General features: G+C 63.7%; 13 protein-coding genes and 1 tRNA gene. 9 read left to right on the top strand and 5 right to left on the bottom strand.

The features are described from left to right. The 5 genes from J1M87_RS06665 to J1M87_RS06645 form a co-directional block, all read left to right on the top strand. A partial coding sequence (locus tag J1M87_RS06665; protein WP_206488705.1) for a TM2 domain-containing protein occupies positions 1–397 on the top strand: 397 nt, incomplete at its 5' end. A gap of 309 nt (positions 398–706) precedes the next feature. Further along, the gene (gltB, locus tag J1M87_RS06660; protein WP_241256345.1) at positions 707–5275 is read left to right on the top strand and encodes a glutamate synthase large subunit; all 4569 of its coding nucleotides are present in this window, start codon (positions 707–709) and stop codon (positions 5273–5275) included. After that, the gene (locus J1M87_RS06655; protein WP_206488703.1) at positions 5268–6773 is read left to right on the top strand and encodes a glutamate synthase subunit beta; all 1506 of its coding nucleotides are present in this window, start codon (positions 5268–5270) and stop codon (positions 6771–6773) included. Before gltB ends, J1M87_RS06655 begins: the two co-directional genes overlap by 8 nt. Positions 6774–6895: 122 nt before the next feature. Continuing rightward, on the top strand, positions 6896–8314 hold the full coding sequence (gene pyk / locus J1M87_RS06650; RefSeq protein WP_206488702.1) for a pyruvate kinase: 1419 nt from the start codon (positions 6896–6898) through the stop codon (positions 8312–8314). Next, the gene (locus J1M87_RS06645; protein WP_206488701.1) at positions 8315–9241 is read left to right on the top strand and encodes an acyl-CoA thioesterase II; all 927 of its coding nucleotides are present in this window, start codon (positions 8315–8317) and stop codon (positions 9239–9241) included. It abuts the gene before it with no gap. Here J1M87_RS06645 and J1M87_RS06640 read toward each other — a convergent pair. Further along, positions 9207–9731, bottom strand: coding sequence for a DNA-deoxyinosine glycosylase (locus J1M87_RS06640; protein ID WP_206488700.1), 525 nt, complete (start codon positions 9729–9731; stop codon positions 9207–9209). The genes J1M87_RS06645 and J1M87_RS06640 overlap by 35 nt on opposite strands. Before the next feature lie 57 nt (positions 9732–9788). On the opposite strand from J1M87_RS06640, the gene J1M87_RS06635 reads away from it, so the two are divergent. After that, entirely contained in the window at positions 9789–9992 is a 204-nt protein-coding gene (locus J1M87_RS06635) for a hypothetical protein (protein ID WP_206488699.1), read from the top strand. On the opposite strand, the gene J1M87_RS06630 is transcribed toward J1M87_RS06635, so the two are convergent. Then, positions 9968–10459 carry a DUF1772 domain-containing protein gene (locus J1M87_RS06630; RefSeq protein ID WP_206488698.1) on the bottom strand — a complete coding sequence of 164 codons (492 nt, stop codon included), beginning with the start codon at positions 10457–10459 and terminating at the stop codon, positions 9968–9970. The genes J1M87_RS06635 and J1M87_RS06630 overlap by 25 nt on opposite strands. Positions 10460–10703: 244 nt before the next feature. Between J1M87_RS06630 and J1M87_RS06625 the strand changes: the two genes are divergently transcribed. Beyond that, entirely contained in the window at positions 10704–11678 is a 975-nt protein-coding gene (locus tag J1M87_RS06625) for an AraC family transcriptional regulator (RefSeq protein ID WP_206488697.1), read from the top strand. Positions 11679–11692: 14 nt separating this feature from the next. On the opposite strand, the gene J1M87_RS06620 is transcribed toward J1M87_RS06625, so the two are convergent. From J1M87_RS06620 to J1M87_RS06610, 3 genes are all read right to left on the bottom strand, one after another. Next, positions 11693–12424 (bottom strand): AAA family ATPase, encoded by a 732-nt coding sequence (locus J1M87_RS06620; protein ID WP_206488696.1) that lies wholly within the window; start codon positions 12422–12424, stop codon positions 11693–11695. A gap of 3 nt (positions 12425–12427) precedes the next feature. Continuing rightward, positions 12428–12604, bottom strand: coding sequence for a hypothetical protein (locus J1M87_RS06615; RefSeq protein ID WP_206488695.1), 177 nt, complete (start codon positions 12602–12604; stop codon positions 12428–12430). Positions 12605–12665: 61 nt separating this feature from the next. Further along, positions 12666–12742, bottom strand: a tRNA-Leu gene (locus J1M87_RS06610). Between the two features lie 120 nt (positions 12743–12862). Between J1M87_RS06610 and J1M87_RS06605 the strand changes: the two genes are divergently transcribed. Beyond that, positions 12863–13495 (top strand): ANTAR domain-containing response regulator, encoded by a 633-nt coding sequence (locus J1M87_RS06605; RefSeq protein WP_206488694.1) that lies wholly within the window; start codon positions 12863–12865, stop codon positions 13493–13495. Positions 13496–13668: 173 nt separating this feature from the next. Beyond that, positions 13669–14997, top strand: a complete 1329-nt coding sequence (locus tag J1M87_RS06600; protein ID WP_206488693.1) for an ABC transporter substrate-binding protein — start codon at positions 13669–13671, stop codon at positions 14995–14997. Positions 14998–15110 lie beyond the last annotated feature (113 nt).

Raw genomic sequence — 15110 nt, 5'->3', positions numbered from 1 at the left:
GCCCTACGGCGGTCCGCAGTACGGGGAACCGCAGTACCCGGGTCCGCAGTACGGGGAACCGCAGTACGCGGGTCCTCAGTACGGTGGTTCTCAGTACGGTGGTCCTCAGTATGCGGGCGGACCCGGCTTCATGGACCCGATGGCCCCGTACGGCAGGCACCCCGTGACCGGCGAGCCGTACTCGGACAAGCAGAAGCTGACGGCTGGGCTGCTCAACATCCTGCTGGGAGCATTCGGGGCCGGACGGTTCTACCTGAACCAACCGGGTATCGCCGTGGCGCAGATAGCCGTCACGTGGCTCACCTGTGGCATCGGGGGTATCTGGCCCCTGATCGACGGAATAATGATGCTCACCGGTAGCGTCCGAGATCAGCACGGTCGACCACTTCGCGACTGACAGCGTAGAAGCATCGAGGGAATCAAGCACTGACGCAATGCAGTGCCCCGGTATTCGTGAGTGCCACTGCGGCGATGTCAGCTGCTAGGATTTCGCCATCCGGGAGCGATCCCGGATTCTTTCGCGGGCCAGAGTTGTCCCGGTCAAAACCCGACAGGCATTTGTAGTTCGGCTCGTTCGACCACGTCGGTCGAGATGAGTCGAGGAGTCGGCGGGGTTGCCGAGACTTACGGTGCAGCACATAGATCACTGCACTGCCGTCGCGACCCTCCGGCCTATGTGGAGGTGAGCGTAGTGCTGTTTTCTCGGATGCCTGCAGAGCAGGGCCTGTACGACCCGAGTGCGGAGAAGGATTCCTGCGGCGTTGCGATGATCGCCGACATCGCAGGTCGACGTTCCCACGACATCGTGGCGGATGGTGTTCTCGCATTGGAGAATCTCGAACACCGTGGAGCGGCCGGAGCCGAGCCCAACAGCGGCGACGGTGCGGGCATCCTGATTCAGCTGCCGGTCGAACTCCTCGCCTCACTTGCACCCTTCGATCTCCCTGCCCCCGATGCCGATGGCGACAACACGTTCGCGGCCGGAGTGTGCTTTCTGCCGCAGGGGCTCCGTGAGCGTGCGATCGCCGTGGATCGCGTCGAAACCGTTGCGGCAGAAGAAGGTCTGGAGGTCCTCGGCTGGGTTCCGGTCGAGGTCGATCCGGATCGAGCCGACGTCGGAGTCACGGCACTGGGCTGCATGCCGTACATGAGCTACCTGTTCGTCACCGCTCCCGAGGTCGACGGCGCGCGTCCGGCCGGTCTTGCGCTCGATCGGTTGGTGTACGGACTGCGTAAGCGATCCGAGCGGGTCACCCCCGAGATCGAGTCCGACGGATCGGGACTGTTCTTTCCGTCGCTGTCCTCGCGGACCATCGTCTACAAGGGCATGCTCACCACCATGCAGTTGCCGCTGTACTTTCCGGAACTGCGTAATCCGTTGTGCAAGAGTGCAATTGCCATTGTTCACAGTCGATTCTCGACGAATACGTTCCCGTCGTGGCCGCTGGCGCACCCGCATCGTTACGTCGCCCACAACGGTGAGATCAATACCGTCAAAGGCAATCGCAATCGCATGCGTGCCCGAGAAGCGTTGCTGTCGAGCGATCTGATCCCTGGTGACCTCGAGCGGTTGTTCCCGATCTGCAATCCCGATGCATCGGATTCGGTGTCCCTGGACGAAGTACTCGAACTACTGCATCTGGGTGGGCGCAGTGTGCCCCACGTGGTCATGATGATGGTGCCCGAACCGTGGGAGAACCACCGCACGATGGACCCGCGGGTGCGAGCGTTCTACCAGTTCCACTCCTCGATGATGGAGGCATGGGACGGGCCGGCCTGTGTGACGTTCACCGACGGTAGCTACGTCGGAGCGGTTCTGGACCGCAACGGTCTTCGGCCAGGGCGGTGGTGGCAGACGGTCGACGGGCGAGTGATTCTCGCAAGCGAAGCCGGTGTACTCGATGTGCCGCAATCCGAGGTCGTGGCCAAGGGACGCCTCGAGCCCGGAAAGATGTTCCTGATAGATACCGCCGCGGGCCGATTGGTTCCCGATGACGAGATCAAGCTCCAATTGGCAACCGAACACCCCTACCAGGAGTGGCTGCATGCCGGCCTGCTGGAAATCAAGAGCTTGCCCGAGCGCGCACACGTCCAGTACAACCACGAGTCCGTGGTTCGTAGGCAGGTCGCATTCGGATACACCGAGGAAGACCTTCGCGTCGTACTGACGCCGATGGCCGCTTCCGGGGGAGAACCACTGGGTTCGATGGGTACCGACACACCTTCTGCGGTGATGTCGCAGCGCTCACGCCAGCTCTACGACTACTTCATCGAACTGTTCGCCCAGGTCACCAATCCACCGCTCGATTCGATCCGTGAGGAGATCGTGACCTCGCTCTCGCGGGTAATGGGTCCGGAGCAGAATTTGCTCGAGCCCACCGCGGCATCGTGCAGGCAGATCGTGTTGCCGTGGCCGGTGCTCGACAACGACGAGCTCAACAAGATCATTCACATCAACGAGGACGGGGACCATCCCGGACTGTCGGCGACGGTACTGCGCGGCCTGTACGAGGTCGAACGCGGCGGTGACGGTCTCGCCGAGGCGATCGAGGAGCTGCGCGCCGGGGCATCGGAGGCGATCGCCGCCGGATACCGCACGCTGATCATCTCCGACCGCGATTCGGACCACACTCGGGCACCGATCCCGTCACTGCTCGCCACCTCGGCGGTGCACCATCATCTCGTTCGCACCAAGGAGCGCACCAAGGTCGCCCTCGTCGTCGAATCCGGGGACGCGCGCGAGGTCCATCACCTGGCGCTGCTCATCGGATTCGGTGCCGCAGCAGTCAACCCGTATCTGGCGATGGAGTCGATCGAGGATCTGGTGGGTGAGGGCGAACTGACCGGGGTCGAGCGGACCGTCGCAGTGCGCAACTACCTGTACGGGCTCGGCAAGGGTGTGCTGAAGGTGATGTCCAAGATGGGCATCTCGACTGTCGGTTCGTACACCGGAGCCCAGGTTTTCGAAGCCGTCGGTCTCGACCGCGAGGTGGTGCGCGAGTACTTCAAAGGAACTGCGTCCAAGCTCGGCGGCGTCGGTCTCGACGTGCTCGCCGAGGAGGTCAAGGTGCGCCATCGGCGGGCATACCCCGAGAATCCGACCGACCGTGTGCACCGTCGGCTCGAGATCGGCGGCGAGTATCAGTTCCGGCGCGAGGGAGAGCTGCATCTGTTCACACCCGAGACGGTGTTCCTGTTGCAGCACGCCACGCGGACCGGCCGATACGACGTATTTCAGAAGTACACCGACGAGGTGGATCGGCTCGCCCGTGAAGGAGGTGCCCTGCGCGGCATGTTCGAGTTCAAAGACGGTGTGCGGCCTCCGGTGCCCCTCGACGAGGTGGAGTCCGTCGAGTCGATCGTCACCCGGTTCAACACCGGTGCGATGAGCTACGGATCGATCTCCGCCGAAGCCCACGAGACGATGGCCGTTGCGATGAACAACCTCGGCGCGCGATCCAACTCGGGCGAAGGCGGCGAGGACATCGATCGCCTCTACGACTCGAGTCGCCGGAGCGCTGTCAAACAGGTCGCCAGTGGTCGGTTCGGCGTCACCAGCGACTATCTCGTCAATGCCACGGATATTCAGATCAAGATGGCGCAGGGTGCCAAGCCCGGTGAGGGCGGTCAGTTGCCCGGCTACAAGGTGTATCCGTGGGTGGCGAAGACCCGGCATTCGACGCCGGGCGTCGGGCTGATTTCGCCGCCCCCGCACCATGACATCTATTCCATCGAGGATCTCGCACAGCTGATTCACGATCTCAAGAACGCCAACGAGAACGCACGCGTGCACGTCAAGCTCGTCAGTTCCGTCGGCGTCGGGACCGTGGCGACCGGTGTCAGTAAGGCGCACGCCGATGTCGTGCTGATCTCCGGATACGACGGTGGAACCGGCGCGGCTCCGTTGACCTCGCTCAAACATGCCGGTGCTCCGTGGGAGATCGGGCTTGCCGACGCCCAGCAGACGCTGGTCCTCAACGGCTTGCGTGATCGCATCACCGTGCAGTGCGACGGAGGACTGCGGACCGGTCGAGACGTCATCGTGGCGGCACTGCTCGGTGCGGAAGAGTTCGGCTTCTCGACGGCTCCACTGATCGTGGCGGGTTGCATCATGATGCGCGTCTGTCATCTCGACACGTGCCCGGTGGGCGTTGCGACGCAGAACCCGGAACTACGCAAGCGGTTCACCGGCAAACCCGAGTTCCTCGAGGACTTCTTCAAGTTCATCGCCGAGGACGTGCGAAAGTACCTCGCGCAGCTCGGATTCCGCAGTATCGACGAAGCAGTCGGCCACGCCGATGTGCTCGAGACTGCGGCAGGGGTTGCGCACTGGAAGAGCAAGGGGCTCGATCTGGCTCCGATCTTCGCGATGCCCGTCGACCGACAGGGCGCACCGATGACGCAGCGTCGACGCCTACGCGAGCAGGACCACGGCCTCGATCTCGCGCTCGATCGGACGCTGATCCAGTTGGCCGAGGGAGCGCTGGAGGACTCGCATCCGGTTCGCCTCGAGCTTCCGGTACGTAACGTCAATCGCACCGTGGGCACACTTCTGGGCTCCGAGGTCACTCGACGCTACGGTGCGGGTGGTCTGCCGGACGACACGATTCACATCGCCTTCACCGGATCGGCCGGACAGTCGCTGGGAGCATTCCTGCCGCCGGGCATCACCTTGGATCTGGTCGGCGACGCGAACGATTATGTGGGCAAGGGCTTGTCCGGGGGCCGGATCGTCGTGCGACCCGCTCCGGATGCGCTGTTCGTCGCCGAGGACAACGTGATCGCAGGCAACACCATTCTGTACGGAGCGACGTCGGGCGAGGTGTACCTGCGGGGCAAAGCAGGGGAGCGGTTCGCGGTCCGGAACTCGGGAGCGGTGGCGGTGAACGAGGGGGTGGGCGACCACGCTTTCGAGTACATGACCGGCGGCAGGGTCGTCGTACTCGGACCGACCGGCCGCAACATGGCGGCGGGGATGTCGGGCGGCATCGCGTTCGTCCTCGGTCTGGATCCGGCCGACGTGAACATGGCGATGGTCGAACTGCAGGTCCCCGACCCGGACGATCTGATGTGGCTGCGCGAGACCGTCGACAAGCATCGACGATGGACGGGCTCCACTGTCGCGACCTCGTTGTTGGCCGACTGGCCCCGCCGGTCTGCACTGTTCACCAAAATCATGCCCGTCGACTACCAGCGGGTGCTGGAAGCGACTCGAATGGCGCGTGCCGAAGGGCGCGACGTCGATGCTGCGATCATGGAGGCTGCACGTGGCTGATCCACAAGGATTTCTCAAAGTCGTCAAACGCGATGCTGCCAAGCGTCCGATCAGTGAGCGGGTCAAGGACTGGAACGAGGTGTACTCGCACCAGCCGACGAGCGAACGTGCAGCGGAGGTCTCCGATCAGGCGCGTCGGTGTATGGATTGCGGAATTCCGTTCTGTCACTCGGGAACTGCAGGTTGCCCACTGGGAAATCTGATTCCCGAATGGAATGATCTGGTGCGCCGTGGTCGCTGGGATGCGGCGAGCGATCGACTGCATGCGACCAACAATTTCCCGGAATTCACCGGCCGGGTGTGCCCCGCACCGTGCGAATCGGCGTGTGTGCTCTCGATCTCCGAGGCGGCCACCGGTGGCAGCGTCACGATCAAGCGGGTCGAGCAGACGATCGCAGATCTGGCATGGGAAGAGGGCAGTGTCGTCCCACAGCCGCCGACGATCTCGACCGGTAAGCGGGTTGCTGTCGTCGGATCGGGGCCGGCGGGATTGGCTGCGGCGCAACAACTCACGCGCGCGGGCCATGACGTCACCGTGTACGAGCGGGATGATCGCCTCGGCGGACTGCTCCGATACGGCATTCCGGAATTCAAGCTCGAAAAATCGGTACTCGACCAGCGTCTGATGCAGATGCGAGCCGAGGGAACGCATTTCGTCACCGATTGCGAGGTGGGTATCGACTTCACGGTCGAACAGCTGCGCACATCGTTCGACGCGGTGGTGCTCGCCGTCGGAGCTCTCCGGGCCCGCGACAATACCGAGGTGATCGGCCGCGGCCTGGACGGAATTCACCTGGCGATGGAGCACCTGGTGCCGTCGAACAAGGAGTGCGAAGGCGACGGACCCACGACGATCTCCGCTGCGGACAAGCACGTGGTGATCATCGGCGGCGGTGACACCGGAGCCGACTGCTTGGGTACCGCTCACCGGCAAGGCGCGGCGTCGGTCACCCAACTCGACTACAACCCGGCGCTACCGGGGGCGCGAGACGACAGTCTCTCACCGTGGCCCTCGTGGCCCCTGGTGCTGCGCACGTCACCCGCGCACGCCGAGGGCGGCGTCGTACGTCATCAGGTTGCGGTTCAGCGATTTCTCGGCGACGAGCGCGGGCATGTTCGCGCCATGGTGCTCGCCGAGGTCGAGGTGCAGCGCGACGCGGACGGTCGACGGATCGTCACGCCCATCGGTGAGGAGGTCGAATTGCCCTGTGATCTGGCGTTGTTCGCCATCGGATTCGAGGGTGTCGAGCACGGTCCGCTGCTCGAGGAGTACGGCCTGACGCCGACCAAGCGGGGTGCGCTCTCGTGTGGTCCCGATTGGCAGACCACGGCACCCGGGGTGTTCGTCTGTGGAGATGCGCATCGCGGCGCTTCGTTGGTCGTATGGGCGATCGCAGAAGGTCGATCGGCGGCCCACGGTGTCGATGCTTTTCTCACCGGGCACTCGGAATTGCCGTCGCCGGTGCACCCGACTGCCCTGCCTCTCGCGGTGGTGTGACTCCCGTCTCTGAACCGGTACAGGCGGCTTCAGCAGCATCGCAGCGAGGCTACCGATCGGTAGTATTCAGCTGGACGTGTCTGCGATAGAGAACGCGGCCTCCAGCGGCTAGGCTCGCTTTCGTGAGCCGACGTACGAAGATTGTCTGCACCCTTGGACCCGCAACCGCAACCACAGAGCGCATCCGCGAACTCGTCGAGAGTGGAATGGATGTCGCACGACTGAATTTCAGCCATGGCGATCACCCCGATCACCAAGCCAACTACGAGAGGGTCCGGGCCGCCTCGGACTCCACCGGCAAAGCGGTGGGCATTCTTGCCGACCTGCAGGGACCGAAAATTCGTCTCGGCCGCTTCGCCGAGGGCTCGACCACGTGGGCGAGCGGTGAACTCGTCCGCATCACCGTCGAGGACTGCGAAGGCACTCACGACCGGGTGTCGACCACGTACAAGGAGCTGGCCCAGGACGCCAAGGAAGGCGATCGCCTTCTCGTCGACGACGGCAAGGTGGGCCTCGTGGTCACCGGCGTCGAGGGCAACGACGTGCTGTGCCGTGTCACCGAAGGCGGACCGGTCAGCAACAACAAGGGCGTTTCTCTGCCCGGTATGGACGTATCCGTTCCAGCTATGAGTGAGAAGGACATCGCGGATCTCGAGTTCGCGCTCGCTCTCGGTGTCGATTTCATCGCGCTGTCGTTCGTGCGTTCGCCCGCGGATGTCGAACTCGTGCACGCCGTGATGGATCGCGTGGGTCGTCGAGTTCCCGTCATCGCCAAGCTGGAGAAGCCCGAAGCGGTCGACAATCTCGAAGCGATCGTGCTCGCGTTCGATGCGATCATGGTCGCTCGCGGGGACCTCGGCGTCGAGTTGCCACTCGAACAGGTGCCGCTGGTGCAGAAGCGCGCGATCCAGATCGCCCGCGCCAATGCCAAGCCCGTCATCGTCGCGACTCAGATGCTCGAATCGATGATCGAGAACTCTCGTCCCACGCGCGCCGAGGCGTCCGATGTCGCCAACGCGGTGCTCGACGGCACCGACGCGGTCATGCTCTCCGGTGAGACCTCGGTCGGCAAGTACGTCATGGACACGGTGCGGACCATGGCCCGCATCGTCGAGACAGTCGAGACCGAGGGCGACAGTGTGCCGCCGTTGACGCACGTCCCGCGCACCAAGCGTGGAGTGATCTCCTACGCTGCCCGCGATATCGGTGAGCGCCTGGACGCGAAGGCACTCGTGGCCTTCACCCAGTCCGGTGACACCGTTCGACGGTTGGCTCGCTTGCACACCAAGCTGCCGTTGCTTGCGTTCACCTCCATCTCCGAGGTACGCAGCCAGCTGTCGCTGAGCTGGGGAACCGAAACGTTCCTCGTTCCCGACGTCGGATCGACCGATGCGATGGTCAAAGAGGTCGACAAGGCGCTTCTCGAGCTCGGTCGATACAACAAGGGCGATCAGGTCGTGATCGTGGCCGGTGCGCCTCCCGGCACAGTAGGCTCGACCAACTTGATCCATGTGCACCGAATCGGAGAAGAGGACCGGTAAGTGGTCGAAGCGGGGGGAAACGGCGGCAGCGAGAGCGCGCCGAGCAGTACAGCGGTGAAGACTGATCTCGAGACACTCCTCGATCTCCTCGCACTCGAGGAGATCGAGGAGGACGTGTTCGTCGGTGTTCACCCGGAGAAGGTGGGGAGCCGAACGTTCGGGGGGCAACTGGTCGCTCAGGCCCTGATCGCGGCAGGCCGCACCGTGTCCGGCACCTCGCGCGACGTCCACGCGATCAACGCGCACTTCATTCGCGGTGGTGACGTCCACAAGCCGATCGAGTACCGCGTCGGTCGTCAACGCGACGGCCGCGCCTTCGCCAACCGTCAGGTCACCGCAGTGCAGGACGGTAACGAGCTGTTCGTGATGCTTGCTGCCTTCCAGGACTTCGGGAAAGGCCTGGAGCACAGTGTCGAGGTTCCCGAGGTTCCGTACCCCGACGCGCTGCCACCCCTGGGCGATCATTTCGTCGGCTACGAGGATCGACTGCAGATGTTCGTCGACGCCCTCAAGCCGATCGACATGCGATACGCGAATGATCCGGCGTGGATCATGCACGGCACCGGGGAGAAGCTCAATCACAATCGGGTGTGGATGAAGGCCGACGGGGCTCTACCCGACGACCCGATCTTTCACGCCGCGACCATGGGCTACGCGTCGGACACCACGGTGCTCGATTCGATCATCACCACCCACGGACTGTCATGGGGACTCGATCGCATCGTCGCGGCGACGGTCAACCACTCCATCTGGTTCCACCGGCCCTTCAGATTCGACGAGTGGGCTCTCTACGCCACCGAATCACCGGTCGCTGCCGGTTCTCGTGGCCTGGCCACGGGTCGATTCTTCTCGATGGACGGTCAGTTGCTGGCCACCGTCGTGCAGGAAGGGCTCATCCGGCACTTCCCGAAGCGGGTGCGGGCCTGAGCGCAGCCGACCATGCGCGGATTTTCGCATCGCCGCTCAGTGCGGCATGCGCAGGACTGGTCGACGGCAGGCGGGTGAAGCTCACGTGGGGAAGCGTTTCCGGTTTCCCCACGTACCGGCGGTAGCTCTCGGCCGCTTTGGCCCCGTTGAAGAACACCCTGTCGATACTCGCGTACTCCGCGAACAATCCATCGAAATCGTTGGTGACGATGGACGATTCGACTATCGCCGAGTCGAGACTGCCCTGGCGCGTGCACAGCTTCAGCACGTCCCAGACGGCGATCCCGTGGCTTCGAAGTCGCGCGGTGCGCGCGTCGTACGGGAGATCTAGGCCGGCACCGAACAGGCTTCCCATGATCGGCCAGAACGCACTTCGCGGATGGGCGTAGTACTGCTGCGCCTCCAGCGACGCGACACCGGGCATGGAGCCCAGAATCAGGGTTGTGGCGTTCCGGTCGACGATGGGCGCGAAACTGTGCACGACGTTCATGGCGCGATTACAGCAAACCCCTGGCGAGGCATCGGAGAGGGGGCCACAATGGAGGTCATGTTGGATCCACGTGTACTCGACAACAACGAACTCGAAGCCGAACTCGCTGCATTGCGCCGCGGGCGTGACGCGTCGATGGACGAAGGTGCCCGGAACGTCTCGACCGCCGACACCGATCACCTCATCGCGCGGTTCGAGGAAGAAATCCGTAAGCGGCACCAGGATTCGGAATCGGATCAGCCCAACGCCGATCTGCCCTGACCCAGGATCAGCGCGGCGCAGGCCCCCGCCGCGGCGACGGTGCGGACGTTGTTCCACAGAACCCACTTCGTGGTGAACCCTTCCCACGTCGCCACTGCTGCTGCACTGGACGAATCGGCGGCAGCCAAGGCGTCGTTCAGCGGCACGTTCAGCGTGACCGTCACCGCGAAGCAGCCCACCACGTACAAGACGGCACCGGCGACGATCAATGCCCACCGGCCGCTGTCGGTGAACGGACTCAGCACGGCTGCCACCACGCAGGACAGCGCGGTGCCCATGAAGAGGATCAGAAAGAGCGGATTGAGGATCGCGGAATTGGCGCTCTGCATCGACGCCATTGCGATCGGAACCGGAAGGGTTTTCAATCCGGGCAGCACACTGATCGAGAACGCCAGCAGTACTCCCGCCATCAACGCTGATCCAATTGCGCCGAGAAGTGTTGTTGCCGAGGCTATTCGGTCGATCATGGCACGGGAACCGGTGCCGGGATCGAGTTCGCGAACTCGTCGAAGGAGGGCTCGGCGCTGTTTTGTGTCTCGGCGACGTGAGATCCAACCCGATCGGTCGCTCCCGGAATCGTGATCATGACGGCGTTCCTTCCGTTCGGCTCCTGTGGTGACTCCATCCACTCTGAACGTGCGCAGCTGGATGAACAATGATCTTTCGGCTCGAAAAGATGTCCAATCGTCCAGGCTGTGGGACGATCGATACATGCGAGGACTCGACCCGTGGAAGTCGCCCGATCGTCTCGGGGAAGCGCTGCACTTTCTGCGAATGACCGGATCGTTCTACTGCAGATCCGAACTGGCCGGGTCGTGGGGCTTGGAATTGCCGGCCATGGAGGACGCGCTCTGGTTTCACACCGTCGTCAGCGGTCGTTGTCGGTTGTCGGTGCCCGGCAATCCCACTCGCGATCTCGTTCCCGGTGACTTCGCGCTGGTTCCGCACGGCCGCGGGCACGTGCTCGCCAGCGATGACGATGCTGCGGAGAGTGCACCTGTCGTCTACGACCTTCCGCACGACTATGTCAGCGATCGATATGCGGTCATCCGCAGCGGCACCGGCGAACCGAGTGCGACGCTCATGTGCGGCGCAGTGCGACTGGACCATCCGGCGGCGCAGCAACTGATCGGAGTGTTGCCTGCGCTTGTCGTCATCGAGGCGGATTCGGGCCCGCGGCAGTCGCGGATGCAGTCGCTGCTGGCCATGGTTGCCGACGAGGCGACCTCGCTCGAGCCCGGGGGAGAAGCGATCATCACCAGGCTGTCCGATGTGCTGGTGATCCAGGCTCTGCGGTCGTGGATGGCGGACGACGAGCGGGCACGGTCCGGATGGCTCGGCGCACTCACGGATTCTCGGATCGGGGCCGCGCTCGCCCTCATTCATCGAAACCCCGACGCGCAGTGGACGGTTGCCGCGCTGGCTGCCGAGGTGAAGATGTCTCGTTCGGCCTTCTCTGCTCGATTCACCGAGCTGGTCGGTGAATCGGTGATGCGCTACCTGTCGATGTGGCGGATGCAGATCGCCCAGGACAGCCTTCGGTCGGGCGATGTTTCGGTGGCCGAATTGGCACGGCGTAGCGGATATCTCTCGGAGGCGGCGTTCAGCAAGGCATTCAAACGCGAAACCGGGGTCTCCCCGGGGAGTGTGCGTCGTCGTCGGGAGGGCTCGCTGACGGCAGGCTGACCGACGGGCTGTGGTCAGTCGAACAAGTGGCGTAGGTAGCTGTTCGGATCATCGAGATAGCGTCGCCAATGCTGCACCAATTCCAGCTCGTCCCAGGTGCTTCGGCGTAGTCCGTGCTCGCCCACTTCGACGATGTCCGCGCCCGGTGTGGACGCCAGGATCGGGGAATGAGTGGCACACACGATCTGTGCGCCTTCCTCGCCGAGCTCGGACATCAACGCAATCAACTGCAGGCAAGCAGTGAACGACAGCGCTGATTCGGGTTCGTCCAGAACGTAGAAACCGGGCTCGGCCAACATGGCACCGAACATGGCCAGAAAGCCTTCGCCGTGACTCATCTCGGCCGTGTTCTCGTCCCAGAATCCCGGCACGCCGCCGAGGTGTTCAGCCATGTCGAATGCGGTCTCGGCGCGGAGAAAGAAGCCGCGCTTGTGCAGTCGTGGGCCGCGTAGCATTCGCGAACCCCGAGGCGTCGTCTCCAGCTCGAGTACCTCACCGAGGGCGCTGGTCACCTCATCCGGTCGACGCGATTGCTGCGCCGCCCGTCCGCCTCTGGCATCGATTCCGAAACCCTCGGCGATCGCCTCGACGAGGGTCGACTTACCGGAACCGTTGTCGCCGACCACAATCGTGACCGGTGCCAGGAATTCGAGTCCGTTGCGAGCAAGGTCGGCAACGGCAGGCACAGTGAAGGGCCAGCCCGCCCCGATGTCCTCGGCGTCGACATAGGCGCGTTCGACGAACATGATTCAGGCGGTGACCAGGCGGTCGACGTAACCGGTCTCATGGCTGGTGTCGGCGCTGCAGGTGTAGTACACCCACTGGGCGGACCGGTCCGCCGAGTCACCGAAGCGATGGTCGACTTTCTGCGCGCACAAGCTGCCCGCGCTGGTGTCATGGCATCGGAGACTGCTGGGTATGTACATCACCCCACTGTAGGCGCGATCGAGGGCGGCGATGACCGCTCCCCGGCCTTCCGAGTTGTCGTGGTGCCCTCGGTGAGACTCGAACTCACACTGGACGGGTTTTGAATCCGTTTCCTCTGCCAATTGGGATACGAGGGCTGGCGTCTTTCAAGCAACGATTGACGAGTTTAGAAGATGCGCTTTCGGAGCCGTGCACCGGTACCCTTCAGATGCTCGACGGCCCTGATGGGCAACGACTGTCAAAGGAGACCGATACAGATGAATGCTCCTGGTGCGCACGGTACTGGCAAGCCCCCGCTTCGCGTGGTGGTTGCGGAGGACGAATCCCTGATCCGGCTCGACCTGGTGGAGATGCTCCGCGAGGAGGGCTACGACGTGGTGGGTGAAGCGGCGGACGGTGAGCAGGCGGTGGAGTTGACTGTCGAGTTGCGCCCCGATCTGGTCATCATGGACGTCAAGATGCCGCGCCGCGACGGCATCGACGCGGCGTCGGAGATCGCCGAGAAGCGCATCGCGCCGGTCGTCATTCTGACCGCGTTCAGTCAACGAGAACTCGTGGAGAAGGCCCGTGATGCCGGGGCCATGGCGTATCTGGTCAAGCCGTTCACCAAGGCCGATCTGATGCCCGCGGTGGAGCTTGCAGCCAGTCGTTTCAGCGAGATCTCGGCTCTCGAATCCGAGATTGCGGATCTGCAGGATCGGCTCGAGACACGGAAGCTGATCGAGAAGGCCAAGGGCATTCTCATGGTTTCGCACTCGCTCACAGAACCGCAGGCGTTCAAGTGGATTCAGCGCGCGGCGATGGACCGGCGAACGACGATGAAGGCCGTTGCCGAGGTCGTGATCGAGACACTCGGTACTCCTGCGAACAAGCCTGCGGCAGAGGGCTGATTCGACGCCCAAAGCTACGGCCACGTAAAACTTCGCCTCGGTAGGTCACAGTCAGGTCACGAGCGTCGTTCTAGGCCTTACGGATCGGCTTCGAGCACTACCGTCTGATCCACACGTGAGCCACATGTACCTCAGGTGAGCTTCATCGAAGAGCGATTTCAAGGAGAACCTAGATGGCAATTCGGACCTATGTCCGCACGGCTGCGGTGCTGAGCGTCACCTCGCTCGCCCTGTTCGGCTGTTCGTCGAGCGATGACTCCAGCTCGACCGACTCCGCCGGGGGCGGCGACACGTCGGCCGCCGAGACCGTATCCACCGACTGCACGCCCGAACAGGCGACAGCGGGGTCCACACCGGACACCTCGCCGCTGGTGGTCGGGACCTTGCTGCCCGAGACGGGAACACTTGCCTTCCTCGGCCCGCCCGAAATCGCAGGCGTCCAGCTCGCCATCAACGATGTGAACGGTGCCGGTGGCGTCCTCGATCAGCCCGTCACCCTCATCCCGGGTGACTCGGGCGACACGACGACCGACACCGCGAACACCACAGTGGACCGCCTGCTCGCAGGCGGCGCGGACGTCATCGTCGGCGCAGCGTCGTCGTCGGTCTCGCTGAAGGTCATCGACAAGATCGCCAGCGCAGGCGTCGTCGAGTTCTCCCCGGCCAACACCTCCGATCAGTTCGTCTGCTACCCGGACAAGGGGATGTACTTCCGTACCGCACCCACCGACGTACTGCAAGCGCAGGCGCTGTCGCAGTTGATCGCCAACGACGGTGCCCAGCGCGTGGCAATCCTCGCGCTCAACGATCCGTACGGCACCGGCTTGGCAGCGAACACCGCCAAGAACCTCGAAGAAGCAGGCATCCCGGCGGACCAGATTCAGACGACCATCTACGACCCCAACGCGCAGTCGTTCAACGCGGAGGTCGATGGCGTGAAGACCTTCAATCCCGACGCTGTGGCCGTGATCGGCTTCGAGGAGTCGGCGAAGATCCTCACCCGCATGCACGCGGTCGGCATCGGTCCGTCCGACGGCATGCTCGTCTATGGCGTCGACGGCAACATGGGTAACGCTCTCGGTGAAGCGATGGCTCCGGGTCTGCTGGACACCATGCGTGGCACGACTCCGCTGACCGACGTCGGCACTGCGTTCCAGGACCGGCTCAAGGCTGTCGATCCGGCGTTGGTGGACTTCAACTACGCCGGTGAGTCCTACGACGCGGTGGTCATCTCGGCGCTCGCTGCCGAGCAGGCCAAGTCGACGGCAGGTACCGACATCGCTGCCAACATCAACAGCGTCACCAAGGACGGCACCAAGTGCACCAGCTACGCCGAGTGCCTGCCGCTCGTCAAGGCCGGCACCGACATCGACTACGACGGCATCACCGGCGCACTGAACTTCAGTGATGCAGGCGAGCCCGCTACCGGGTCGTACGGCAACCTGGTCTTCGGACCGGACAACACGCTGACCACGGACGGATACATCGTCGTCGGTCAGTAACAATCGATATCCACTGGGCTCGGGTCCTCGTAGGGGACTCAAGCCCAGTGCTCTGCCAAGAGCCGGACAGCCCAGTGCTCTGCCAAGCGCTGACACGTTCCGTCTGCTCGGGT

This window comes from Rhodococcus sp. KRD162 (genome assembly GCF_017168335.1).
In the GTDB taxonomy this organism is placed as follows: Bacteria; Actinomycetota; Actinomycetes; order Mycobacteriales; family Mycobacteriaceae; genus Rhodococcoides.
This window is presented reverse-complemented; position numbering and strand designations above follow the sequence as displayed.

Bases quoted from the DNA above. Each gene is read 5' to 3' on its own strand.
- J1M87_RS06600 (WP_206488693.1), top strand. From the start codon at position 13,669: ATGGCAATTCGGACCTATGTCCGCACGGCTGCGGTGCTGAGCGTCACC.
- J1M87_RS06630 (WP_206488698.1), bottom strand. From the start codon at position 10,459: ATGATCGACCGAATAGCCTCGGCAACAACACTTCTCGGCGCAATTGGA.
- gltB (WP_241256345.1), top strand. From the start codon at position 707: ATGCCTGCAGAGCAGGGCCTGTACGACCCGAGTGCGGAGAAGGATTCC.
- J1M87_RS06635 (WP_206488699.1), top strand. From the start codon at position 9,789: ATGTTGGATCCACGTGTACTCGACAACAACGAACTCGAAGCCGAACTC.
- J1M87_RS06605 (WP_206488694.1), top strand. From the start codon at position 12,863: ATGAATGCTCCTGGTGCGCACGGTACTGGCAAGCCCCCGCTTCGCGTG.
- J1M87_RS06625 (WP_206488697.1), top strand. From the start codon at position 10,704: ATGCGAGGACTCGACCCGTGGAAGTCGCCCGATCGTCTCGGGGAAGCG.
- J1M87_RS06640 (WP_206488700.1), bottom strand. From the start codon at position 9,731: ATGAACGTCGTGCACAGTTTCGCGCCCATCGTCGACCGGAACGCCACA.
- J1M87_RS06620 (WP_206488696.1), bottom strand. From the start codon at position 12,424: ATGTTCGTCGAACGCGCCTATGTCGACGCCGAGGACATCGGGGCGGGC.
- J1M87_RS06615 (WP_206488695.1), bottom strand. From the start codon at position 12,604: ATGTACATACCCAGCAGTCTCCGATGCCATGACACCAGCGCGGGCAGC.